The sequence below is a fragment of the Sphingobium sp. BYY-5 genome (assembly GCF_022758885.1).
Taxonomy (GTDB): Bacteria; Pseudomonadota; Alphaproteobacteria; order Sphingomonadales; family Sphingomonadaceae; genus Sphingobium.
On sequence record NZ_JALEBH010000001.1, the window covers coordinates 2,707,472 to 2,728,988 of the forward strand.

The 21,517-nt window shown below is 64.5% G+C and carries 20 protein-coding genes; 9 read left to right on the plus strand and 11 right to left on the minus strand.

Translation table 11 applies throughout. The annotated features are described in order from the left end of the window. Positions 1-93: 93 nt before the first annotated feature. The 5 genes from sufC to MOK15_RS13035 form a co-directional block, all read right to left on the minus strand. Positions 94-840, minus strand: a complete 747-nt coding sequence (gene sufC / locus MOK15_RS13015; RefSeq protein WP_242932000.1) for a Fe-S cluster assembly ATPase SufC — start codon at positions 838-840, stop codon at positions 94-96. Positions 841-1,039: 199 nt separating this feature from the next. Further along, the gene (locus MOK15_RS13020) at positions 1,040-1,495 is read right to left on the minus strand and encodes a hypothetical protein (RefSeq protein WP_242932001.1); all 456 of its coding nucleotides are present in this window, start codon (positions 1,493-1,495) and stop codon (positions 1,040-1,042) included. Between the two features lie 87 nt (positions 1,496-1,582). After that, a complete protein-coding gene (sufB, locus tag MOK15_RS13025; protein WP_242932002.1) occupies positions 1,583-3,067 on the minus strand; it encodes a Fe-S cluster assembly protein SufB in 1,485 nt (494 codons plus the stop codon). Further along, positions 3,064-3,474: an Rrf2 family transcriptional regulator gene (locus MOK15_RS13030; protein WP_242932003.1), complete on the minus strand. Its 411-nt coding sequence runs from the start codon at positions 3,472-3,474 to the stop codon at positions 3,064-3,066. Before MOK15_RS13030 ends, sufB begins: the two co-directional genes overlap by 4 nt. 120 nt (positions 3,475-3,594) lie before the next feature. Next, positions 3,595-4,539, minus strand: coding sequence for a helix-turn-helix domain-containing protein (locus tag MOK15_RS13035; RefSeq protein WP_242932004.1), 945 nt, complete (start codon positions 4,537-4,539; stop codon positions 3,595-3,597). 349 nt (positions 4,540-4,888) lie between these two features. On the opposite strand from MOK15_RS13035, the gene MOK15_RS13040 reads away from it, so the two are divergent. The 3 genes from MOK15_RS13040 to MOK15_RS13050 all read left to right on the plus strand — a co-directional run bounded on the left by MOK15_RS13040 (position 4,889) and on the right by MOK15_RS13050 (position 8,428). After that, positions 4,889-5,941, plus strand: coding sequence for a quinone-dependent dihydroorotate dehydrogenase (locus MOK15_RS13040; RefSeq protein ID WP_242932005.1), 1,053 nt, complete (start codon positions 4,889-4,891; stop codon positions 5,939-5,941). Between the two features lie 51 nt (positions 5,942-5,992). Further along, complete coding sequence (ggt, locus tag MOK15_RS13045; RefSeq protein ID WP_242932006.1) at positions 5,993-7,693, plus strand: gamma-glutamyltransferase; 1,701 nt, start codon at positions 5,993-5,995, stop codon at positions 7,691-7,693. A 189-nt stretch (positions 7,694-7,882) separates the two neighbouring features. Continuing rightward, positions 7,883-8,428, plus strand: a complete 546-nt coding sequence (locus MOK15_RS13050) for a hypothetical protein (RefSeq protein WP_242932007.1) — start codon at positions 7,883-7,885, stop codon at positions 8,426-8,428. Between the two features lie 80 nt (positions 8,429-8,508). Here the strand turns inward: MOK15_RS13050 and MOK15_RS13055 are convergent, their stop codons facing one another. Beyond that, positions 8,509-11,163, minus strand: a complete 2,655-nt coding sequence (locus MOK15_RS13055) for a M1 family metallopeptidase (protein ID WP_242932008.1) — start codon at positions 11,161-11,163, stop codon at positions 8,509-8,511. A gap of 421 nt (positions 11,164-11,584) precedes the next feature. Next, positions 11,585-12,046, minus strand: a complete 462-nt coding sequence (gene queF, locus MOK15_RS13060; protein ID WP_242932009.1) for a preQ(1) synthase — start codon at positions 12,044-12,046, stop codon at positions 11,585-11,587. Between the two features lie 88 nt (positions 12,047-12,134). Between queF and MOK15_RS13065 the strand changes: the two genes are divergently transcribed. From MOK15_RS13065 to metC, 3 genes are all read left to right on the plus strand, one after another. Beyond that, positions 12,135-13,373 carry a hypothetical protein gene (locus MOK15_RS13065; protein WP_242932010.1) on the plus strand — a complete coding sequence of 413 codons (1,239 nt, stop codon included), beginning with the start codon at positions 12,135-12,137 and terminating at the stop codon, positions 13,371-13,373. Between the two features lie 69 nt (positions 13,374-13,442). Beyond that, on the plus strand, positions 13,443-14,288 hold the full coding sequence (sseA, locus tag MOK15_RS13070) for a 3-mercaptopyruvate sulfurtransferase (protein WP_242932011.1): 846 nt from the start codon (positions 13,443-13,445) through the stop codon (positions 14,286-14,288). Then, positions 14,285-15,514, plus strand: a complete 1,230-nt coding sequence (gene metC / locus MOK15_RS13075; protein ID WP_242932012.1) for a cystathionine beta-lyase — start codon at positions 14,285-14,287, stop codon at positions 15,512-15,514. Before sseA ends, metC begins: the two co-directional genes overlap by 4 nt. A 70-nt stretch (positions 15,515-15,584) precedes the next feature. Here metC and MOK15_RS13080 read toward each other — a convergent pair whose 3' ends face one another. Further along, positions 15,585-15,773, minus strand: a complete 189-nt coding sequence (locus MOK15_RS13080) for a hypothetical protein (RefSeq protein ID WP_242932013.1) — start codon at positions 15,771-15,773, stop codon at positions 15,585-15,587. Positions 15,774-16,076: 303 nt separating this feature from the next. Here MOK15_RS13080 and MOK15_RS13085 point away from each other — a divergent pair, with 303 nt between their 5' ends. Together MOK15_RS13085 and MOK15_RS13090 are read left to right on the plus strand one after the other, a co-directional pair. Beyond that, positions 16,077-16,829 (plus strand): TorF family putative porin, encoded by a 753-nt coding sequence (locus MOK15_RS13085; RefSeq protein ID WP_242932014.1) that lies wholly within the window; start codon positions 16,077-16,079, stop codon positions 16,827-16,829. Positions 16,830-16,947: 118 nt separating this feature from the next. Further along, positions 16,948-17,469, plus strand: coding sequence for a sterol desaturase family protein (locus MOK15_RS13090; protein ID WP_242932015.1), 522 nt, complete (start codon positions 16,948-16,950; stop codon positions 17,467-17,469). Here MOK15_RS13090 and MOK15_RS13095 read toward each other — a convergent pair. From MOK15_RS13095 to acs, 3 genes are all read right to left on the minus strand, one after another. Further along, positions 17,438-17,932, minus strand: coding sequence for a hypothetical protein (locus MOK15_RS13095; protein WP_242932016.1), 495 nt, complete (start codon positions 17,930-17,932; stop codon positions 17,438-17,440). The two genes, MOK15_RS13090 and MOK15_RS13095, sit on opposite strands and share 32 nt — an antisense overlap. 49 nt (positions 17,933-17,981) lie before the next feature. Beyond that, on the minus strand, positions 17,982-18,434 hold the full coding sequence (locus MOK15_RS13100; protein ID WP_242932017.1) for a SufE family protein: 453 nt from the start codon (positions 18,432-18,434) through the stop codon (positions 17,982-17,984). Between the two features lie 249 nt (positions 18,435-18,683). Continuing rightward, a complete protein-coding gene (gene acs / locus MOK15_RS13105) occupies positions 18,684-20,627 on the minus strand; it encodes an acetate--CoA ligase (RefSeq protein ID WP_242932018.1) in 1,944 nt (647 codons plus the stop codon). A 184-nt stretch (positions 20,628-20,811) separates the two neighbouring features. Between acs and MOK15_RS13110 the strand changes: the two genes are divergently transcribed. Next, entirely contained in the window at positions 20,812-21,483 is a 672-nt protein-coding gene (locus MOK15_RS13110) for a glutathione S-transferase family protein (RefSeq protein WP_242932019.1), read from the plus strand. The last annotated feature ends 34 nt before the right edge of the window (positions 21,484-21,517 follow it).

Sequence of the window (21,517 nt, forward strand, 5' to 3'; positions counted from 1 at the left end):
GAACCTCCTCCGCGGCTCCGCGGCTCCGCGTGAGAAAAATTTGTTCACGCGGAGGCGCGGAGACGCGGAGAGAAAGAGAGATGCCGGCGGCGCTCATGCGGCAACCACCTCCGCATAGCCCTCACGCTCCAGTTCCAGCGCGAGTTCGGGGCCGCCCGACTTCACGATCCGGCCCGCCGCCAGCACATGCACGAAGTCCGGCTTCACATAGTCCAGCAGGCGCTGATAATGGGTGATGAGCAGCACCGCCTTGTCCGGCTTGCGCATGATGCTGTTGATCCCTGCGCCCACGATCTTGAGCGCGTCGATGTCGAGGCCGGAGTCGGTTTCGTCCAGGATCGCCAGCTTCGGGTCGAGAATGCCCATCTGCACCATTTCGGCGCGCTTCTTTTCGCCGCCCGAAAAGCCGACATTCACCGGGCGCTTCAACATTTCCATGTCGAGGCCGAGGAGGCCGGCCTTTTCCTTGGCCAGCTTTATGAACTCGCCGCCATTATATTCCTTTTCGCCGCGCGCACGGCGCTGGCTGTTCAGGCTCTCGCGCAGGAATTGCAGGTTGGACACGCCGGGGATTTCGACGGGATATTGGAAGCCCAGGAACAGGCCGGCGGCGGCGCGCTCATGCGGCTCCAGTTCGAACAGGTCTGTGCCCTCGAACGTCGCGGCGCCGCTGGTCACGTCATAGCCGGGACGGCCGCCCAGCGTATAGGCCAGCGTCGACTTGCCCGCGCCGTTCGGCCCCATGATCGCGTGGATTTCGCCCGCGTTGATGGAGAGCGACAGGCCTTTCAGGATCGCCTTGCCGTCGATTTCGTTGGTGAGGTTGTCGATATTAAGCATCAATTTGTCCCGGCAGTGCGGCTTGAGTTTCGATCCTCCCCTGTAAGGGGAGGTGGCAGGCCAAAGGCCTGACGGAGGGGTGTCCCGCTATCGAGAGGGGTGACACCCCTCCACCGGCTCCGCCGGTCCCCTTCAGCAGAGTCACGCGCCTCTGCTGAACCTTACAGGGGAGGATTAAAGATGCAGCACCCGGCGTCATTTATCCCTCATGCGCGCGCTGGAGCGTCCGTGCGGTCCAGAAGGCCATGTCGCGCACATCGCCCGGCGCGGGGAACAGCGTGTCGATATGACGCTTGATCGGCATATAGGGCCACCAGTCGGCACCGGGTTCGGGCGCGCCCTTTTCCAGCAGGGCGACGACAAATTCGCTGACCGGGCCCATGCGGGCGAGGTTGGGCGCTTTCGCCTTGTGGAACGCCTTGTCGGTGCGCAGCTTCTCGGTGAAGGCGACGTCGCCCTTCTCCAGCGCGGCACGGCTTTCCGCCTCGAACGCATCGAGATCGCCGAAATCCTTGAGCGCGCGCGGTTCCAGCTCGCCCTCTTCCAGCTCATAATCCTCGGTCAGGATACGGATCGCGGCGGTCCATGCCTGGCCATTGCCGACATCCTCCGCGAAATCCGCGAGGGCATCCTGAATATCGTCTTCGTCGCTCATCTGTTGCTCGTCTTCTCGTTGATCTCAAAAAGCCCCTCCCCTGAAGGGGAGTTTAGGCGGCGTGCCTGATCCAGAGGGTCTGGTCGATCAACCGACCGACCCTTCCAGGCTGATCCCCAGCAGCTTCTGCGCCTCAACGGCAAACTCCATGGGAAGCTGTTGCAGCACTTCGCGGGCGAAGCCGTTGACGATCAGCGACACGGCGCTTTCCGCGTCCAGCCCGCGCTGCATCGCGTAGAAAAGCTGGTCGTCGCTGATCTTGCTGGTGGTCGCCTCATGCTCGATCTGCGCGCTGGGATTGCGCACCTCGATATAGGGTACGGTGTGCGCGCCGCACTGGTCGCCCAGCAGCAGGCTGTCGCATTGGGTGAAGTTGCGCACGCCTTCCGCGCCGGGCGCCACGCGCACCAGCCCGCGATAGGTGTTGTTCGAACGTCCGGCGCTGATCCCCTTGGACACGATGGTCGAGCGTGACCCCTTGCCATTGTGGATCATCTTGGTGCCAGTATCGGCCTGTTGCAGATTATTGGTCAGCGCGACGGAGTAGAACTCCCCTACGCTATTCTCGCCGTTCAGCACGCAGCTTGGATATTTCCACGTAATCGCGCTGCCGGTTTCGACCTGGGTCCAACTGACCTTGCTGTTGCGGCCCTGGCAGAGCGCGCGCTTGGTCACGAAATTATAGATGCCGCCCTTGCCATTCTCATCGCCCGGATACCAGTTCTGGACGGTCGAATATTTGATCTCCGCATCGTCCAGCGCGACCAGCTCGACCACGGCGGCGTGGAGCTGATTCTCGTCGCGCATCGGCGCGGTGCAGCCTTCGAGATAGCTCACATAGCTCCCTTCGTCCGCGACGATCAGGGTGCGCTCGAACTGCCCCGTATTCTCCGCATTGATGCGGAAATAGGTGCTGAGTTCCATCGGGCAGCGCACGCCCTTGGGAATGTAGACGAAGGTGCCGTCGGAAAAGACCGCGCAGTTCAATGTGGCGAAATAATTGTCGTGCATCGGCACGACCTTGCCCATCCACTTTTTCACTAGGTCGGGATATTCGCGCACGGCTTCGGAGATCGAGCGGAAGATGACGCCCGCTTCCTCCAGCTCCTTGCGGAAGGTTGTGGCGACCGAGACGCTGTCGAACACCGCGTCCACCGCGACCTTGCGGCTGCCCTTCACCCCGGCCAGCACTTCCTGCTCGGCGATGGGGATGCCCAGCTTCTGATAGGTCGCCAAAATCTCCGGATCGACCTCATCCAGCGACTCCAGCTCGGCCTTCTTCTTCGGCTCGGCGTAATAATAGGCGTCCTGATAATCGATCGGCGGCACGTTGAGCTTGGCCCAGTCCGGCGCTTCCATCTTCTGCCACATGGCGAAGGCTTTCAGGCGCCAGTCGAGCAGCCATTGCGGCTCCTTCTTCTTGGCGGAGATGAAGCGGACGGTATCTTCGTTCAGCCCCTTGGGCGCGAAGTCCTGCTCGATGGCCGATGACCAGCCATGCTCGTAGGTGGAGGCGCGGTCGGCGGCCTCCTGCGCTTCGAGGTTGCGAACGGTCGTTGCTTCTTCGGTCATGCCATTTCTCGTGTCAGGCTGGCGATGGTTACGCTCGCAAGCGCTTCGCGGATCGCGTTGTTCGCCACATTCATGTGCGGGCGGATGCGGCAATCCTGTTCCAGATTGCAGTCATGCGTGCCCATTTCGCTACAGGCGGTCATGGCGATCGGTCCTTCGACCGCTTCCACCACATCGGCCAGGGTGATCGCAGCGGGCGGGCGGGAGAGGCGCACGCCACCGCCCGTGCCCCGGCTCGATTCGAGCAGCCCCGCCGCCGACAGCCGGCTCACCAGCTTCTGCGCGGTGGGCAGGGGGATACCGGTTTCAGCCGACAGCGTGGTCGCGTTCATCCTGGCCGCTCCGCAATGGCGCGCGGCGGCGGACATCAACACGACCGCATAGTCAGCGAAGCTCGATAATTTCATATCCGTTGCGAACCATTCTCAAATCGGACCGATTCCATCCGATTGGGTGCATGTGGTCGCAAGCGGGCGCTTAATCAAGGAAATTCTGCACGAAAATGCGCCGACAAGGACAGGATAAGGTCAACTCAACCGGTTGAGCACGGCCACATCGCCGCCAAGCGAACGGCGTAGCAGGGTAAGTTGCGCCACGGCCGATGGCTCGGTCTGCAACTGATGTGGGGTGAGGCCGATGAAATGCTTGATTTCACGGATGAAATGCGACTGGTCGTAAAAGCCGCCCTCATCGCATAATTGCTGCCAGCTTTCGCCGTCCAGCGCGATTCGCGCCGAACAGCGCAGCGCGCGATATTTGCGCGCCAGCAGCTTGGGCGGGGCGCCATAATATTTGTTGGTGAGGCGGGCGAGTTGGCGTGGCGACAGTTCGGTGGTCTCCACCAGCGCCTCGATCCGTGGCGATCCTTCGTCCATCAACCAGGCGTCGACCGCCCCAAGCAACGCCCATGTCGCCTTGCGCACCGGCTTGGTCAGGCGGCCAAGTTCCTTCCAGCACAGCGCCGCCATCTCTTCGGCCTGGCTGTCGTCCATCTTGCGCAACCGGTCGAGCAGCGAGGCATAGGCCGACCCGCGATCGGTCGCCATGTCGCACAGCCGGTCGGCGAGGATGTTCGCATCGCCGCCATGAAGCGACATCCAGCCGGCCGGAAGCAGCGATATGCCAAGGACCCGCGCCTGGCCTTCCAGCGCGAAACGGGTCGCGCCCATGGTCGGCCCCAGCAGGCAGACCTGCGGCGTCGCCATGACCGCGCCGTCCTGGAAATGATAATTGCCGCCGCCCGCCAGCATGAAACGCAATTGTGGCACATCGGCACGGGTTGCGTCGGAATATTGATCGGCGGTGACGGTGAAGAGGTAGAGTGAACCGAAATAGGCGCGCAAATGTTCAGGCGGTGCGAAATAGCGCAGCCGAACCGGTCCCTGTGCCGCGGCGACCGTGTAGGAAAGCGGTCCTCTGGCGTCCGGAAGAGCGACATTGCTCCCCGGCTCATTTGATGGATGCAACCCCATATTCTTCACCCCAGGCGAGAACTATGCGCCAATTTTGCCCCGACGCAAGCGACAGGATTGAAAAAGCGTCTTTTTCACGCCTTGTTCCCATGCCGGAAAAAAATGACCCGACGGTTCAGCACCGCCGGGTCAGGAAAAGGTCTCATCGGCCATGGGCCTAAGAGCCTTCGGGTCGCAAGGCTGCTTTACGTCCGAATCAGGGAAATATTATTGGATGGATCGGACATTTTTCCGTCTCAAACAGTCTCATTCATGACGTTTCCTGTCATGAAATGTCATGAGGGACCGGATGTGGCCCTTCCGCCACAGTGACTCGACGGGCGCGCACGCCGCTGGCATAGCCCCGCCCATGTCCTATCGCCTGATCCGTCCCCTCCTCTTCGCGCTCGATGCCGAACGCGCCCATCATCTCTCGATCGCCGCCCTGCGGATGATGCCGACGCCAAAGCCGCTGGCGGTCGATCCGATGCTGGAAACGACGGTGGCGGGCATCCGCTTTCCCAATCCGGTGGGGCTGGCGGCGGGCTATGACAAGGATGGCCGCATCGCGCACAAGATGCATGGCCTCGGCTTCGGCTTTGCCGAACTGGGCACGCTGACCCCGCTCGCCCAGCCCGGCAACCCGCAGCCGCGCCTGTTCCGCCTGGTGGAGGATCGCGCGGTCATCAACCGGTTCGGCTTCAACAATGGCGGGCAGGGCGCGGCGGCGGACCGCATCGCCCGTTACCGCCGTCCGGCGGGCGACGGCCCCGTCATCGGCATCAATATCGGTGCGAACAAGGATGCGACCGCTGCGGGACGCGGCGTCGCCGACTATGTGACCGGCGTCACCTGCATGGCGCCGCTGGCCGATTATCTGACGGTCAACATCTCCTCCCCCAATACGCCCGGCCTGCGCGCGTTGCAGGATCGCGCCGCGCTCGACCAGTTGCTGGGCGCGGTCATGGCCGCGCGCGGCAGCGGCACGACGCCGATCTTCCTGAAGGTCGCGCCCGACCTGGAGCCGGCCGATGTGGAAGATATCGCCGCCGCCTGCCTCGACCACCGGATCGACGCGCTGATCGTGTCCAACACCACCATCACCCGGCCCGCGCTGCGATCGGCCCATGCGGGGGAGGCGGGGGGGCTGTCGGGTGCGCCGCTCACCGACCTGTCGCTGGCGCGGCTCAAGGATTTCCGTCGCCTGCTGGGCGCGCGCCTGCCGCTGATCGGGGTGGGCGGCATCGCCAACGCCGACCAGGCCTATGCCCGCATCCGCGCCGGGGCGTCGCTGGTGCAGCTCTATAGCGCGCTGGTCTATGAGGGGCCGTATCTGGCCCGGCGGATCAATGCGGGCCTCAAGGCGCGGATGGCGCGCGACGGCATCGCCACCATAGAGCAGGCGATCGGCATCGACGCCTGAAAGGCGCGAAGGCGGGTTGCGAAACGCAACCGGGGCGGTAGGGTGCGGGCCATGATCTCCCGCTTGTCCGGCCTGCTGGCCTCCTTCGCTCTGGTTGCTTTCCTCCCCGCTCCGCTTGCGGCGCGCGAGCCGGTATCGACCAACGCCACCGTCTCCGCCGCCGACCCGCGCGCCGCGCAGGCGGGGCAGGAAATCCTGCGCAAGGGCGGCAGCGCCACCGACGCCGCAATCGCGATGATGCTGGCGCTCAATGTCGTGGAGCCGCATAATAGCGGCATCGGCGGCGGCGGCTTCCTGATGCATCATGACGGCCGGACCGGCGTGCTGGAATCGATCGACGGGCGCGAGACGGCGCCGGCCGCCGCCCGGCCCGATCGCTTCATCGGTCCCGATGGAAAGCCGCTCGCCTTCCGCGACGCCTGGCCGGGCGGTTATTCGGTCGGCGTGCCGGGCAATCTGCGCCTTGCCTGGGACGCGCACAGCAAATGGGGCAAGCTGCCCTGGGCCGACCTGTTCCAGCCCGCCATCCGTTATGCGGAGGAAGGGTTCGAGGTGCGCGAGCGGCTCGACACCGCGATGCGGGCGGTTGCGCCGATCTGGGCTGACTTCCCCGAGATCCAGAAATATTTCTGGATCGACGGCAAGCCCGCGCCCAAGGGCACGATCCTCAAGAACCCGCCGCTTGCCGCCCTGTTCAAACGCATCGCGGCGGAAGGGCCGGACGCCTTCTACAAGGGCGAGAATGCGACGATGATCGCCGCCGCCGTCACCAACGCGCCGAAAAATCCGGTGCCGATGACGGAAGCGGACATCGCCGGCTACCAGGCCAAGCCGCGCAAGCCCGTTTGCGGCAGATATCGCGTCTATACCGTGTGCGGCATGGGGCCGGTCTCTTCGGGCGGCGTCACCGTGCTGGAGATATTGAGCATGGTCGAACGCTTCCCGCTGGCGCAGTGGGGCAAGGACGATCCGCGATCCTGGCATGTGATCGGCGAAGCGATGCAGCTTGCCTATGCCGACCGCGACACCTGGCTGGGCGATCCCGACTTCGTGTCGGTGCCGCTCAGCGGCATGATCGACCCCGCTTACCTGAAGCAGCGTTCCGCGCTGATCCGGCTGAACAAGGCGCTGACCGCCTACAGGCCCGGCACCCCGCCCGGCGCGCAGCCGCGCACCACCGCGCTGCCCCAGCCCGAAAGCGGCACCAGCCATTTCGTCGCGGTGGATCATGATGGCGACATCGCCGCCTGGACCTCCACCATCGAGAGCTTCTTCGGCAGCCAGCTGGTGGCCAATGGCGTCATCCTCAACAACGAACTGACCGATTTCAGTCTGTCCCCGGAAAAGGACGGCGCGCCCGTCGCCAACCGGGTGGAGGCCGGTAAGCGGCCGCTGTCGTCCATGTCGCCGACCATCGTCTATGACGAGAAGGGGATGCCCATCTTCACCGTCGGCGCGGCGGGCGGCAAGACCATCATCATGCAGGTGGCCAAGGCGCTGATCGCCCATTTCGACTGGGGCCTGTCCGCGCAGGATTCGATCGCCCAGGGCCTGATCTTCTTCGACGGCAACGGGCTGGTGCTGGAGCAGGGGACGTCGCTGGAGGCGATGAAGACGCCGCTGGAGAAGCTGGGCCATCGCGTGACCGTCAGCCGCCTCGGTCTCAAGGCCAATGCCGCCGAACGGATGCCCGACGGCCGCTGGGTCGGCGCCGCCGATCCGCGCAGCCCCGGCGTGTCGTTGCAGGAATAAGGCAGGCCCAAGCCGGGCGGCGTAGGCAAATGCGGACATAAACCCTCCCCTTACAGAGGAGGATGATCGAAGACGGCCAGTTTTTGCCATCCATGTCGAAATGGCCTTGCCCGTGACCAGACTTAGAGCACGCTGCGTTCAATCCGACGCAGCTGGCTCCAATCTTGCCACTGCCCCTTACATTACAAATTGGCAACTTTTGATGCTGGCGCTTTGCCTGGCTTTGCAACGTCGATATTCTTCGACGCGAACCCGACAGGGAGGTTGTTTATGATGCGGCCTGCTACTTGCTTGCATATCATTGCTGGCACGATTCTCGCGGCAACGCTGCTTCCAAGTAGCGGAACGGCTCAAACCTACCTCGTTCGCAAAGTCGGATCGACGTCGCCAAAGGGCTATGACGACGTACATATTTCGAAAGCCGCAATCGCCGGGCAGCAGGTACGGATATGGTGGGCAACGCTTTTGAATCCCGACTGCACCGCAGCCGGTACGATGACCACCCAGATTCTGGATCAGCCTCGCCACGGTCAGGTCCGCATCTCCGACGACCTCTTCTATCCCAATTTCGTTCAGCCTAATCCGCGCGCATCATGTGACAGGCAAAAGTCGCCGGGGAAGCAGGCTTTCTATACCGCTGATGCCGGTTTCCATGGTCACGACAAGCTCGTCATCAACAATGCCACTTCGGAGGGCAGGATCAGGCGGATCATCGTTGATATCGACGTGCGATAACCAAGCCGACTGTACCCTGCCCACCCCATTCCCAAGTCAAAAAAAGGGCGGCCTTTCGAGCCGCCCTTTCCTTTTTCCGCTTATTTCTTCGCCGCGAACCAGGCGTTGGTGGGCGCCTTCAACCGGCTTCGCGTCTCGATCCGCGTCTTGATCGCGGCGATCGCGCGGTCGACCACCTTGCGCGATTCGGGCGTCAGATACTGGGTCGCATAGGCGTCCAGCTTCGTCACCATCGCCGGGTCGGCCGATCCGCCGCCCAGCCGCGCAAGGGCCTGGCTGCGCGCCGACACGTCGATCAGCGCCTCATATTGCGCCTTGTGCGCCAGCACATAGTCCACCGCCTGCATCGGATGCGCCGCGCCGACCTGTCCGATGATCGCGGCGCTGGTGGTCTTGCCCGGTTCGTCGGTCAGGGCGAGGTCGAGCGCCTGGCTTCCCAGCTTCTCGTCCTTCGCCTTGCCCAGCAGCGCATAGAGCGTGCTCTTTTCCAGGTCGCTCTTCGCGCCCCTGGCCATGACGCGCAGTCTGTCCCAGGTCGCCTGGTCGGCATTTTGCGCGATAATGCCCAGCCAGACGTTGCGCAGCGGCCCGTCCAGCGCGGCCGGATTGCCCGCCAGCGCGGCGAAGCGCTTGTTCGCTTTGGCCACCACGGCCTTGTCGCCCATGCTGCCCAGGGTCGCGATCAGGCTGGAGCGCAGCACCGGCACCTGCGGGCTTTCACCGGCCTTGGCGTCATAGCCGATCGCCGCCAGCACCGGGGTCAGCTTCTTCGACGCATAGGCCGCGACCCGCGCCTGGCCGGTCGCATCGCCCTCCAGCATGTCATAGCTGCTCTTGAGATAGCCGGGCACCTCGGCCAGCACTGCCGGGCTGCCGTTGGCGGGCACCGCGTCGACCAGGTCCAGCGCCAGCCCGACCGGTTGATATCCGCCCAGCGCGAGCTGGAAATTGTCGGCCAGCAGGCCGGTCTGGTCGATGCTGGCGAGCGTGCCGAAATCCCTGGCCAGCGCCTTGACGTTCGCTTCGGGATAGAGCGAGCGATAATAGCCCGTCTGCCCCGCATTGATGACATAGGCGCCACAACCCGGCAGCGTGACCTGCCCCCTGCCGCCGGTCAGGATCAGGCGTTGCGCCTCGCCGCCCAGCGTCTGCGCCTTCACCGGCACGTTCCAGCTTTGCGGCGCCTTGTCTTTGGCGTCGCGGCTGAACTCGCCCTGGCTCAGCGTCAGCAGCGTGTTGCCGCCCTGGCACTGGGCGCTCTCCACCTTGACCAGCGGAATGCCCGGCTTGGACGTGAAGTCATGCGCGATGCTGACCAGCCCTGTGGCACCTGCGCCCTCGACCGCCTTCCACAGGTCGTCGGTCACGGTGTTGCCATAGGCGTGGGCCTTCATGTAGCTGCGGATGCCGCTGCGCCAGACATCCTCGCCGGCATAGCCTTCCAGCATGGTGATGACGGCTTCGCCCTTCTGATAGGTGATGGCGTCGAACGCCTGGTTCACCTCGTCCACCGTATGGATTTTCTGCACCACGGGATGGGTGGTCCTGAGCGCATCCAGGCTCATCGCGGCCTCGCGCCCGTCGACGCGGGAGAGCAGGGTTTCCCATTGCGGGTTCAGCTTGTCCGTGACCTTGGTCGCCATCCAGCTCGCAAAGCCCTCGTTCAGCCAGAGATCGTCCCACCAGGCCATGGTGACGAGGTCGCCGAACCATTGGTGCGCCATTTCATGCGCGACGATTTCGTAGATGGTGCGGCGCGTCTCTTCGGAGGTGAAGCGCGGATCGACCAGCAGAGCGCGTTCGAAGGTGAAGATCGCACCCCAATTCTCCATCGCGCTGAAAAACTGGCTCTGGCCCGGCCCGGCGACATTATCCAGCTTGGGCAGGGGGAAGGGAACGCCGAAATAGTCGTTATAATAAGGCAGGATCGCCGCCGACGCATCGAGCGCCAGTTGCGCCTTGCCGGTATTGCCCCTGCCGGTGATGACGCCGACTTCGGTCGGCCCGGCCATCTTGGTCGCGCGGTCCAGTTCGCCCAGGCCGAAGAACAGCAGGTAGGAGGACATTTTCGGGCTGGTGCCGAACGTCACCAGCTTCTTCGCTCCGCCCAGATCCTTGCTTGTTTTGACCGGCATGTTGCCGACCGCCAGTTGGTCCGCCGGGACGACGGCCGACAGGTCGAAGGTCGCCTTGTAGCTCGGTTCGTCGAAGCTCGGCACGAAGCGGCGGGCGTCGGGCGCTTCGAACTGGGTGAAGAGCGCGCGCTTCGCGGCCCCCGCATTGTCGGTATAGTCGAGCGCGAACAGGCCATTGGCCTGCTGGTTGATGACGCCGGCATAGGTGACGTTGAGCTTGTAGCTGCCCGGCTGGATCGGCTTGCCGAAATCGAAGGTCACGGTCTGCGCATCGGCGTCGATCTTTGCCGTGCCGGTGATCGCCTGGCCTTTCGCCGGGGTCAGGGTGACGGTGGAGAAGGTCAGGTCGGCGGCGTTCAGCACCAGCGCGGGCAATGTCGCGGCGACGCTGACGTCGATCGTCACCTTGCCGGTGAATGTCAGATTCGCCGCGTCGGGCGTCACCTCGATCGCATAATGGCTGGGCGCGGCGCCGCGCGGCAACTGGGTGGTGATGTCCGCCGCCGGACCGGTGGGCGCGGCGCCCTGCGCCAGTGCGGGGGTGGCCAGGGCGATCGGGGCGGCCGCGATCAGCAGCGGCAGGATTTTGGAGAAGGACATAAGATTTCAGACTCCGACACGTCTTGAAAGGCGCAATGAGACACTATCACGCGCCGCTATGAACGCGGGATCGGTCCTTTCGCCACGGGGGTCAAGTGAACTATCCGCAAGAGAATGTCGTTGGTCGAACCCTGTTGGCCGTTCGTCAAGCAGGAAGCGCCGCAGGCAATGAACCTTGTGCTGCCATACCGCGCAACCGGTGCCTGTCCCTCCGCGTCTCCGCGCCTCCGCGTGAACAAATTTGGTTCGCGCGGAGGCGCGGAGACGCGGAGAAGAAAGAGGCAGTCTTCCGGTGAGGAGGCGGCTTAGAATTTGTTTGAAAATGCGCCTATCGGCGCATTGCGGCACCGGCCTTCAAACGAGTCACGTGCCTCGTTTGAAGGCCGGTGCGGTCTCAAAATGCGCATTTTCAAACAGACTCTTAGCCCCGCCCGCGATAGCCCGGTACGTCCTGCGACGGCAGCCACAGTCCGGCCGGTGGTTCGCCCGATTGCCAGAAAACGTCGATTGGGATGCCGCCGCGCGGATACCAGTAACCGCCGATGCGCAGCCAGATCGGCTGCATCTCGGTGAACAGCCGCTCGCCGATGCCCACGGTGCAATCCTCGTGGAAGGCGGCATGGTTGCGGAAGGCGCCCAGGAACAGCTTCAGCGACTTGGATTCGACGATTGTTCCGCCCGGCGCATAGTCGATCACCAGATGGGCGAAGTCGGGCTGGCCCGTCACCGGGCAGAGCGAGGTGAATTCGGGCGCGGTGAAGCGCACCAGATAGGGCTTGCCGGGGCGCGGATTGGGAACATAATCCAGCACGGCCTCTTCCGGCCGGGCGGGAAGCGCACTGGTCTGGCCCAGATGCAGCGGAGTCGAGGAAAGGTCAGTCATGCCGCGCCGTCTACGCCATCGCACGCTTGATGTCATCGTTCCGCATTGTTCACTTGCGGTTCAGTCATTCTTGTGCCTTGGCGGCGGGATGGGGTTCCCGGTTCGTCTGTTTCTTCTTGCCGCCGCGCCGTTGTTGCTGGCTGCGCCTGTTCATGCGCAGCAGGCACAGGAGCCGGCTCCGACATTTTCCCTGCCGCCCGCCGGCACTGCCCCGGCGCCCAATCCGAACCGGCAGGGGCCGGAACTGGACGTGTATCGCGACCAGCCGCGCACGGCGCCCCCAGTCGTGGCGCCGACCGTCGTGCCCCCGCCCGTTCCCGTGCAGCCCGCGCCGACGCCCCAGTCTACCCCTCCGCGTCCGATGCCGGTGCGACCCGCGCCCGAACAACCACGCGCCACGCGCCCGGCCGAGCGGGAAGCGCCAGCCACCGTGCAACCGACGCCCGCACCGGTCGCGCCGACCAATGCCGTCGAACCAACGAACGAAACCGCGCCCATCATCGCGCCATCGCTTCCCGCGCCGGCGACCAACGCCGTCGAAACGCCCGAAGCCGTCCCTGCCATACCGACGGAGCAGGGGAGCAAGCTGCCCTGGGTCATCGGCGGCGCACTGGCGCTCGTCGCGCTGGCTGCTTTCCTGCTGTTGCGCCGCCGCCGTCCGGTAGAGGTAGAGGAAGAACCGGCTCCGCCAGCGGTGGAGGTTCCACCGCCCGCGCCTGCCCCTGTCGCCCCCCCTGCGCCGGTGGAGTCCGCTCCCCCGCCGCCAGCGCCAGTCGCTGCGCCCGAACAACGGATCGCCACCACCGGCCGCCCCTGGCTCGACATGGACATGGCTGTCAGCCAGGCGCGCTATTCGCTGATGGGCCTGACCATCGTCTACAGCCTCATTCTTCATAATCGCGGCGACCGCCCCGCGCAGGATATCCTGATCCGCGGCATCGTCGGCAATGCGGGCGCGCAGCAGCAGGCGTTGCTCCAGGGCTTCTTTGCCGGCGACGATGGCCTGCCGCTTCACAGCGCGGTGTCGATCGAACCGGGCGAGACGCGTCAGCTTGCTGGCGAACTGCGCCTGTCGCCTGAACAGATCGTGCCGGTGGAAATGGGCCAGCGCAGCCTGCTGATCCCGCTCGCCGCCTTCGACCTCGCCTATCGCTGGGACGCGGTGGAGGACGAAGCGCTGGGCCATGGCCGCACCGCGCGCGCCTTCATCGTCGGGCAGGAGCAGGAGCCTCGCGCCGCCCGCCTCGCGCCCCTGCGCCTGGATCAAGGACCGCGCCAATATCGCCGCCCGGCCGCTCGCGCCGCGGCGGAACTGGCTCCCGCCTGAAGCCATCTCTTTCCAGCCCCGGCAGGCCCGCCTAGAAGAAGCCGAGGAACAAGGACATAAGGGACCCGCATGACCATCTTCGTTTCCACCGAGTGGCTCGCTGCCGAACTGGGCAAGTCGGATTTGCGCATCCTGGATGCCAGCCTGTTCCTGCCCGGCACGCCGCGCGACGCCCGCGCCGAGTTTGAGGCCGCCCATATCCCCGGCGCGGCCTTTCTCGATCTTGATACGCTGGCCGACCCGATCGATCCCGCGCCGCATAGCTTGCCGCCCGACGCGCTGATGACGCAGCGTGTCCAGGCGCTGGGCATCGATGCCGACAGCCGCATCATCCTCTATGACAACAGCCCCATCCGCAGCGCCGCGCGCGCCTGGTGGATGATGCGTCTCTATGGTGTCGGCGCGTCGGCCGCGATTCTCGACGGCGGCCTGCCCAAATGGCTGGCGGAGGGGCGGTCCACGGACAGCGGTGCCGCCATTCCCGCCCCCGGCACTGCTGTCGCCCGCATCGACCGCGCGCAGGTGCGTACCAAGGCCGATCTGCGCGCCAATATCGACAGCGGTAACGCCCAGGTGCTGGACGCCCGTGGCGCCGGCCGCTTCACCGGCACGGAGGCGGAGCCACGCCCCGGCATGGCGTCGGGCCATATTCCCGGATCGCGCAACCTGCCCTATTCCGCGCTGTTCGCGGCCGACAACAGCCTGAAATCGCCCGATGAACTGCGCGCCCTTTATGAAGGCGCTGGCATCGACCTTAACCGTCCCGTCATCACGACCTGCGGCAGCGGCGTCACTGCCGCCATCCTGCTCGCGGGCCTCGAATCGCTCGGCAAGACCGATATCGGCCTCTATGACGGAAGCTGGTCCGAATGGGGCTTCGATCCCGCGACACCGAAAGCGACAGGTGCGGCATGAGCGACGACGCTTTCGACAAGGATGAACGCAAGCCGCTGACCAGATTGGCGCAGGCGGGCCGCAAGCCCGAATGGACCGGTATGCCCGGCCAGCCCGGCAGCATCGTCAGCCCGCCGGTCTGGCGCGCCTCGACCATCCTCTATGACGATGTTGCCCATTTGCGGAAGGCGGCGGGCAGCAGCACGCATGAGCGCCTCTTCTACGGGCGCAAGGGTACGCCGACCGCCTGGTCGCTGGCCGATGCGCTCACCGAAATGGAACCGGGCGCGGAGGGGACGATGCTCTTCCCCTCGGGCGTGGCGGCGATCGCCTGCGCGCTGATGGCGGTGCTCAGGCCCGGCGACCGGCTGCTGATGGTCGACAGCACCTATGATCCGACCCGCAATTTCTGCCAGCAACTGCTGAAGAATTACGGCATCGAAACAGTCTATTATGATCCCGCGACCGTCCGGTTCGATGCCTATCTTGAGGCTGGCCCCATCCGCGCCATCTTCCTCGAAAGCCCCGGCAGCCTGACCTTCGAGGTGCAGGACATCCCCGCCATCACCGCCTGGGCCAGGGCGAACGGGGTCGTCACCCTGCTCGACAATACATGGGCGACGCCGCTCTATTTCCCGGCCTTGTCCCATGGCGTCGACATCTCGATCCTCGCCTGCACCAAATATATTGTCGGCCATTCGGACGTGATGATCGGCAGCGTCACCGCCAATGCGGACTGGTTCGCGAAGGTCCGCCAGACCGCCTATCTGTTCGGCCAGATGACCAGCCCCGACGACGCCTGGCTCGCCGCGCGCGGGCTGCGCACGCTGGGCGTCCGGTTGCGGCAGCATCAGGACAGCGCGCTCGCCATCGCCCGCTGGCTCAAGGACCAGCCCGATGTCGCCAGCGTCCTCCACCCGGCGCTGCCCGATTGCCCCGGCCATGCGCTGTGGCAGCGGGATTTCAGCGGCTCCTCAGGCCTCTTCACCTTCATCCTGCGCGGCGGCGATGAACAGGCGCGCGCGGCGCTGATCGACGGACTCGCCCATTTCGGCATCGGCTATAGCTGGGGCGGCTTTGAGAGCCTGGCGCTGCCGGTCGATCCGGCCCGCTATCGCAGTGCGACGACATGGCAAGCGGAAGGCCCCGCCGTCCGCCTGCATATTGGTCTGGAAGACCCGGCGGACCTGATCGCGGACCTCGACGCCGGTCTCGCCCGCTTCCGCGCGATCCGCGACGCAGGCTGAGCGTGTGGAAGCAGATATCCCGAACCTAGGCCAAGATCGACATTCACGGTATTAGGTGCTTCCTACGCCGTCATGCCGGACCCTTCGGCAGGCTCAGGACAGGCTTGATCCGGCATCCAGAGTCGCAGGTGCCGCCCTTTGTGGCCCTGGATGCCGGATCAAGTCCGGCATGACGTTGAAAATGAAGCCAGGGCTTCTGCTTTAACCCGAATGTCGATCCGCCCTGATATTCCTCTCCCTTGAAGGGGAGGATTTTCATAGGGTCCGCACGCCTCCCTTGCCCCTGTTCAGCAAGCGCGTTTGTAAACGCCGTCATCGCCAAAACCCTATCCCGCCCCCCATGCACCACAGGGACCGGCCGATGCCGCCTGTCCGATCTTGTTGCAGTCCAGCAACATTAAGGCAGCAAAAGACATCAAACAGCAATAAATTCTTGTGCGCCGCAGCGTAGAAAGGCATTTCCAGCATCGTTGAGGCAGCCCGCCCGTCCCGATCGGGAACAGAGAGGCAGGCGTCTGAACGCAGGCGGGACGATCGCAGAACCACCATCAAGGGGAATCCCATGCGTAAGTCCATCATCGGCCTCTCGGCCCCTGTTCTTATCGGCGTTCTTGCCGCCATTTCGGCGCCGGCCATGGCCCAGGACGCGCCGACCTCAGATCTCACCGTCACCGGCAATGCGGCTGTCGTCACCGACTATCGCTTCCGCGGCATTTCGCAGACCGACAGGCGCTTCGCCCTGCAGGGCGGCATCACCGTCAGCCATAGTTCGGGCCTCTATGTGTCGACCTGGGGCAGCTCGATCGACGATTATGTCGCGTCGGGCAGCGACCAGGAGCTGGACCTGATCGCGGGCTATACCAAGACCATCGGCGCGGCCACGGTCGATGTCGGCGTCCTCTATTATTATTATCCCGGCTCCGGCGGGGCGAATACCGACTTCGTCGAGCCTTATGCCTCGGTAAAGGGCACGTTCGGCCCTGCCACCGCCAAGCTGACCGTCAATTACGCGCCCAAGGCGAAGGCGCTGTCGGTCGGCAACGGCAAGGAGGATAATCTCTATGTCGGGGGCGACCTGTCGGCCTCCATCCCCAATACGCCGCTGGGCGTGTCCGCGCATCTGGGCCACAGCTTCGGTCCCAGCTATCTGACCATCGGCAAGGAATATACCGACTGGAATATCGGCGCGACCTACACCTGGAGCCACCTGACCTTCGGCGTTTCCTATGTCGACACCGACAAGTCGAGCTTCAGCCCCAGCGGCCGCAACATCGCCAAGGCGGGCATCGTCGGATCGGTCACAGCCTCCTTCTGATCCCATCCTATTTCCGAATCTGGGCAAGGCCGCGACTTCCGAAAGGGGTTGCGGCCTTTTCGCGTCTTGGGCGCTATTACGGGTCGCACCGGCGCGCCCACGCCCCTATAATGGCTCCATGTCGCCCATTTCCCTCCTGCTGGTCTTCGTCGTCACCGTCGCCGCGATGGAGGGCTTCGCCTATGTCATGCACCGCTGGGTGATGCACGGCCCCGGCTGGTTCCTGCACGCGAGCCACCACAGGCCCAGAACCGGCTGGTTCGAGGCGAACGACCTCTATTTCGTGATCTTCGCCATGCCTTCCATCCTGCTGCTGCTGGGCGGGGTGCAATGGGGCTGGGGCAATTGGGCGACGGCGTGCGGTGCCGGGATCGCCGCCTATGGCGCCATCTATCTCGGCTTTCACGACATCATCGTCCATCAGCGGGTGAAACACCGCTATGTCGCGCGCTCGCGCTACATGAAGCGCATCGTCCAGGCCCATCGCCTCCACCATGCAGTGGAAACGAAGGAGGGGACGGTCAGCTTCGGTTTCCTGGTCGCCCCCCATCCAAACGCGCTCAAGCGCGAACTGGCCCGTCGCCATCGGGCCGGCGTGCGTGCTCCTGCTATTTCGGCAGATCCAGCCCCGCGACATTGAACTGGAAGGGCGTGGTCTCGTTCTTCGGTCCGGTGGCCAGATCGACCTTCACCGCCTTGGACGCGGCGATCACCTTATAGGCATTTTGCGACGGCGCGATCTCGATCCCGTCATCGGTGTCGGTCATCCGGCCCGTCCAGCGATGGGTCTTGCCGTCGTCGCCGGTCGCGCTGACCGCACAATCGGACATGTCGCAGTGGAAGGGCGCACCGACCAGCTTCACCGTCACGATCTTCTCGCCGTTGCTCATCGGCTGGACCAGCAGGACGGAGAAAGTGTCCGACGCGGTCATGGTCTGCACGCTGTTGGTGCTGCCGATATAGGCGAGCTTCGCCTTGGCGCCTTGCCCGCCCTCATATTTCCAGACATGGCCGATCTGGTCGCGCTGGGTCGGTCCCGCCTTGTCCCCGGACGAGCAGGCGGCCAGCAGGCCGATCGATGCCAGGGCGATGATGTGACGCATAAACTGTCTCCTTGTGACAAGAAGACAACGCGCTCGCTCCAATCCCGTTTCAGGCGTAGCGGTCGGCCGTTTCGCGGATCAGGGCAATCATGTTGGGGATGCCCTGGGTACGGTTGGAACTGAGCTGGTTGCGAAGGTCGAAGGGCGCGAGCGCGCCTTCGATGTCGGTCGCGCCGATCTGCGCGGGCGCGCGGTCCTGCACCGTCAGCAGCACCAGCGCGATGATCCCCTTGGTGATCGCGGCATTGCTGTCGGCCAGGAAATGCAGCCTGCCCCCCTTACCGGAATCGGCGTCCAGCACCGTGGGATAGACCCACACGGCCGCCGAACAGCCGCGCACCAGTGTTGCATCGGTCTTGAGCGCGTCGGGCATGGCTTCCAGCGTGCGCCCCAGGTCGATCAGCAGGCGATAGCGATCGTCCGCGTCGAGAAATTCATATTCTTCCTGAAGATCGGCCAGGGCAGGCATGGGGGCAGGCACGGGGGCGGGCATCTCGGTCATGCCCGCCCATATAAGGCCATTGCGGCGCGGCGAAAGCCCTAGGGCCGATCGACATTCAGATTAAAGCAGAAGCCTAAGCCTCATTTTCAATGTCATGCCGGATCAGGTCCGGCATGACGGCTTGGGAAGTGCCTAAAACTGTGAATGTCGATCCGCCCTAAGAGTCGGTTTGAGAATACGCCTTTTCGGCGCATTGCTGTACTGGCCCTCTCTCCCGCGCATTTTCAAACAACATCTAAGCGTAAGCGCCTAGCCCTGACGATTGGCGACCAGATTATCCACCACCGACGGGTCGGCCAGCGTGCTGGTGTCGCCCAGCGCCTGCGCCGACACTTCCCCCTCGGCAATCTTGCGCAGGATACGGCGCATGATCTTGCCGCTGCGGGTCTTGGGCAGGCCCGGCGCGAACTGGATCGCGTCGGGGGTGGCGATCGGGCCGATTTCGGTGCGCACCCACTGCACCAAAGTCTTGCGCAGCGCGTCGCTCGCTTCCTCGCCGCTGTTCAGAGTGACATAGGCATAGATGCCCTGGCCCTTGATATCGTGGGGGAAGCCGACCACCGCCGCCTCGGCCACGCTTTCGTGCAGCACCAGCGCGCTTTCGACTTCGGCCGTGCCCATGCGGTGGCCCGACACGTTGATGACGTCATCGACCCGGCCGGTGATCCAGTAATAGCCGTCCGCGTCCCGCCGCGCGCCGTCGCCGGTGGTATATTTGCCGGGGAAGGTGGTGAAATAGGTCTGGAAGAAACGTTCATGGTCGCCCCAGACGGTGCGCATCTGGCCCGGCCAGCTTTGGGCGATGACCAGATTGCCTTCGGCCGCGCCCTCCTGCACCACGCCTTCGGCATCGACGATCTGCGGCACCACGCCGGGCAGGGGGAAGGTGGCGGAGCCGGGTTTGAGGTCGGTGGCGCCCGGCGTCGGCGCAATCATCGCCGCGCCCGTCTCGGTCTGCCACCAGGTATCGATGATCGGGCAGCGATCCTCGCCGACGACATGATGATACCAACGCCACGCCTCCGGGTTGATCGGCTCGCCCACCGTGCCCAGCAGGCGCAGCGAGGCGCGGCTGGTCTTCGTGACGAAATCATCGCCCTCCTTCATCAGCGCGCGCAGCGCCGTGGGGGCGGTGAAGAGGGTCTGTACCTGATGCCGGTCGACCACTTCCCAGATGCGGCTGGGCGTCGGATAGTTCGGCACGCCCTCATACATCAGCGTCGTCGCGCCGTTCGCCAGCGGGCCATAGACGATATAGCTGTGTCCCGTGACCCAGCCGATATCGGCGGCGCACCAGTAGATGTCGCCGGGGCGATAGTCGAAGCACAGCTCATGCGTCAGGCTGGCCCAGAGCAGATAGCCGCCGGTCGTGTGCAGCACGCCCTTGGGCTTGCCGGTCGACCCGGAGGTGTAGAGGATGAACAGCGGGTCTTCCGCATTCATCGGTTCGGGCGCGCAGTCGGGCGACACCCTGGCGGTTTCCTCATGCAGCCACAGGTCGCGGCCGTCCTTCATCGTCACCGCGCCGCCGGTGGCCTTCACCACCACGACCTTCCTGACACACGGGCATTCGCGCAGCGCCGCATCGACATTGGCCTTCAAGGGCACCGTCTTGCCGGCACGGCGTCCTTCGTCGGCGGTGATGACCAGCGTCGAATCGCAATCGATGATGCGGCCGGCCAGCGCTTCGGGAGAGAAACCGCCGAAGACGACGCTGTGGATCGCGCCGATCCGCGCGCAGGCGAGCAGGGCGAAGGCGGCCTCCGGGATCATCGGCAGGTAGATGGTGATCCGGTCGCTCTTCTTCGCGCCGGCGGCCTTCAGCACATTGGCGATGCGGCACACCTCCTCATGCACCTGCGCGTAGCTATAGCGGCGCGGCGCGGCATCGGGCGAATCGGGTTCCCAGATGATCGCGGTCTGCTCCGCGCGTTCGGCCAGGTGGCGGTCGATGCAATTGACGCTGACGTTGAGCACGCCGTCGGCGAACCATTTCACCCCGAAATCACCCTCGGCAAAGCTGCTTTCATTGGTCCGGGTGGGCGGCGCGATCCAGTCGAGGCGCTGCGCCCGCTCCAGCCAATAGGCGTGGGAATCGTCGATCGAGCGGGCATAATCCGCTTCCCGCGCCGACCGGTCCATCAGTGCCGTTGAGGCCCAGTTGTCCGGCACCGGGAAGAAATCGTCAGACATCAAGCATCCTTTCCGTAGCGAAACTGTTTCCGCTGCTCCTTCTATCCCCAACCTAGCGCGATCGGAAGCGAGGTCCATGCCGTTTGAGGTCGTTCTTTTGGAGAATCGGACCGAAGCCTGCGCGCCTCATTTTCCTAATTTGTCGCTTCCCCGAACGCGCGGGCGCGCCTAACAGGAATCGTCTATGTGGCTTCTCTATCAATTCCCGCTTTGTCCCTTTTCCCGCAAGGTCCGGCTTCTCCTGGGTGAGAAGGGGATCGGCTATGATCTGGTGCGCGAATCGCCCTGGATGATGCGCGACGAGTTTCTCGATCTGAACCCGGCCGGGACCACGCCGGTGATGGTGGATCAGGAGCGCGGCATCACCCTGATCGACAGCCAGGCGATGTGCGAATATTTCGAGGAGACGGTGGAAAAATTCCCGCTCATCTCCGGCACCGCTGCTGGCCGGGCGGAGGTGCGGCGGCTGACCGCCTTTTTCGACCAGAATTTCTACGGCGATGTCGTCGGCCCCTTGCTGCACGAGCGGATGAAGAAGCGGCTGGTGGAGCGCGCTTCGCCCGATGCGCGCGTGCTGCGTGAGGCGATGAAGCGCGCCAATGTCCATATGGACTATATGGATTATCTGCTCGACCATCGGAGCTGGATGGCGGGCGCGACGCTCAGCCTGGCCGATATCGCGGCGGCGGCGCATCTGTCGGTCGCGGACTATCTGGGCGGCATCGACTGGGCGGGGCATGAGCCGGTCAAGCGCTGGTATGCCGGCTTCAAGTCACGCCCGTCCTTCCGCCCCCTGCTTTCGGAGCGGATGGAGGTCATCACGCCTCCGCCCCATTATGAAAAGCCGGATTTCTAGGGCAGATTTCCCTCCCGCTTGCGGGAGGGATCAG

Excerpts from the sequence above, each read along its gene's own strand:
- sufC (WP_242932000.1), bottom strand. The coding sequence starts at position 840 with ATGCTTAATATCGACAACCTCACCAACGAAATCGACGGCAAGGCGATC.
- MOK15_RS13020 (WP_242932001.1), bottom strand. The coding sequence starts at position 1,495 with ATGAGCGACGAAGACGATATTCAGGATGCCCTCGCGGATTTCGCGGAG.
- sufB (WP_242932002.1), bottom strand. The coding sequence starts at position 3,067 with ATGACCGAAGAAGCAACGACCGTTCGCAACCTCGAAGCGCAGGAGGCC.
- MOK15_RS13030 (WP_242932003.1), bottom strand. The coding sequence starts at position 3,474 with ATGAAATTATCGAGCTTCGCTGACTATGCGGTCGTGTTGATGTCCGCC.
- MOK15_RS13035 (WP_242932004.1), bottom strand. The coding sequence starts at position 4,539 with ATGGGGTTGCATCCATCAAATGAGCCGGGGAGCAATGTCGCTCTTCCG.
- MOK15_RS13040 (WP_242932005.1), top strand. The coding sequence starts at position 4,889 with ATGTCCTATCGCCTGATCCGTCCCCTCCTCTTCGCGCTCGATGCCGAA.
- ggt (WP_242932006.1), top strand. The coding sequence starts at position 5,993 with ATGATCTCCCGCTTGTCCGGCCTGCTGGCCTCCTTCGCTCTGGTTGCT.
- MOK15_RS13055 (WP_242932008.1), bottom strand. The coding sequence starts at position 11,163 with ATGTCCTTCTCCAAAATCCTGCCGCTGCTGATCGCGGCCGCCCCGATC.
- queF (WP_242932009.1), bottom strand. The coding sequence starts at position 12,046 with ATGACTGACCTTTCCTCGACTCCGCTGCATCTGGGCCAGACCAGTGCG.
- MOK15_RS13065 (WP_242932010.1), top strand. The coding sequence starts at position 12,135 with ATGGGGTTCCCGGTTCGTCTGTTTCTTCTTGCCGCCGCGCCGTTGTTG.
- sseA (WP_242932011.1), top strand. The coding sequence starts at position 13,443 with ATGACCATCTTCGTTTCCACCGAGTGGCTCGCTGCCGAACTGGGCAAG.
- metC (WP_242932012.1), top strand. The coding sequence starts at position 14,285 with ATGAGCGACGACGCTTTCGACAAGGATGAACGCAAGCCGCTGACCAGA.
- MOK15_RS13080 (WP_242932013.1), bottom strand. The coding sequence starts at position 15,773 with ATGAAAATCCTCCCCTTCAAGGGAGAGGAATATCAGGGCGGATCGACA.
- MOK15_RS13085 (WP_242932014.1), top strand. The coding sequence starts at position 16,077 with ATGCGTAAGTCCATCATCGGCCTCTCGGCCCCTGTTCTTATCGGCGTT.
- MOK15_RS13090 (WP_242932015.1), top strand. The coding sequence starts at position 16,948 with ATGTCGCCCATTTCCCTCCTGCTGGTCTTCGTCGTCACCGTCGCCGCG.
- MOK15_RS13095 (WP_242932016.1), bottom strand. The coding sequence starts at position 17,932 with ATGCGTCACATCATCGCCCTGGCATCGATCGGCCTGCTGGCCGCCTGC.
- MOK15_RS13100 (WP_242932017.1), bottom strand. The coding sequence starts at position 18,434 with ATGACCGAGATGCCCGCCCCCGTGCCTGCCCCCATGCCTGCCCTGGCC.
- acs (WP_242932018.1), bottom strand. The coding sequence starts at position 20,627 with ATGTCTGACGATTTCTTCCCGGTGCCGGACAACTGGGCCTCAACGGCA.
- MOK15_RS13110 (WP_242932019.1), top strand. The coding sequence starts at position 20,812 with ATGTGGCTTCTCTATCAATTCCCGCTTTGTCCCTTTTCCCGCAAGGTC.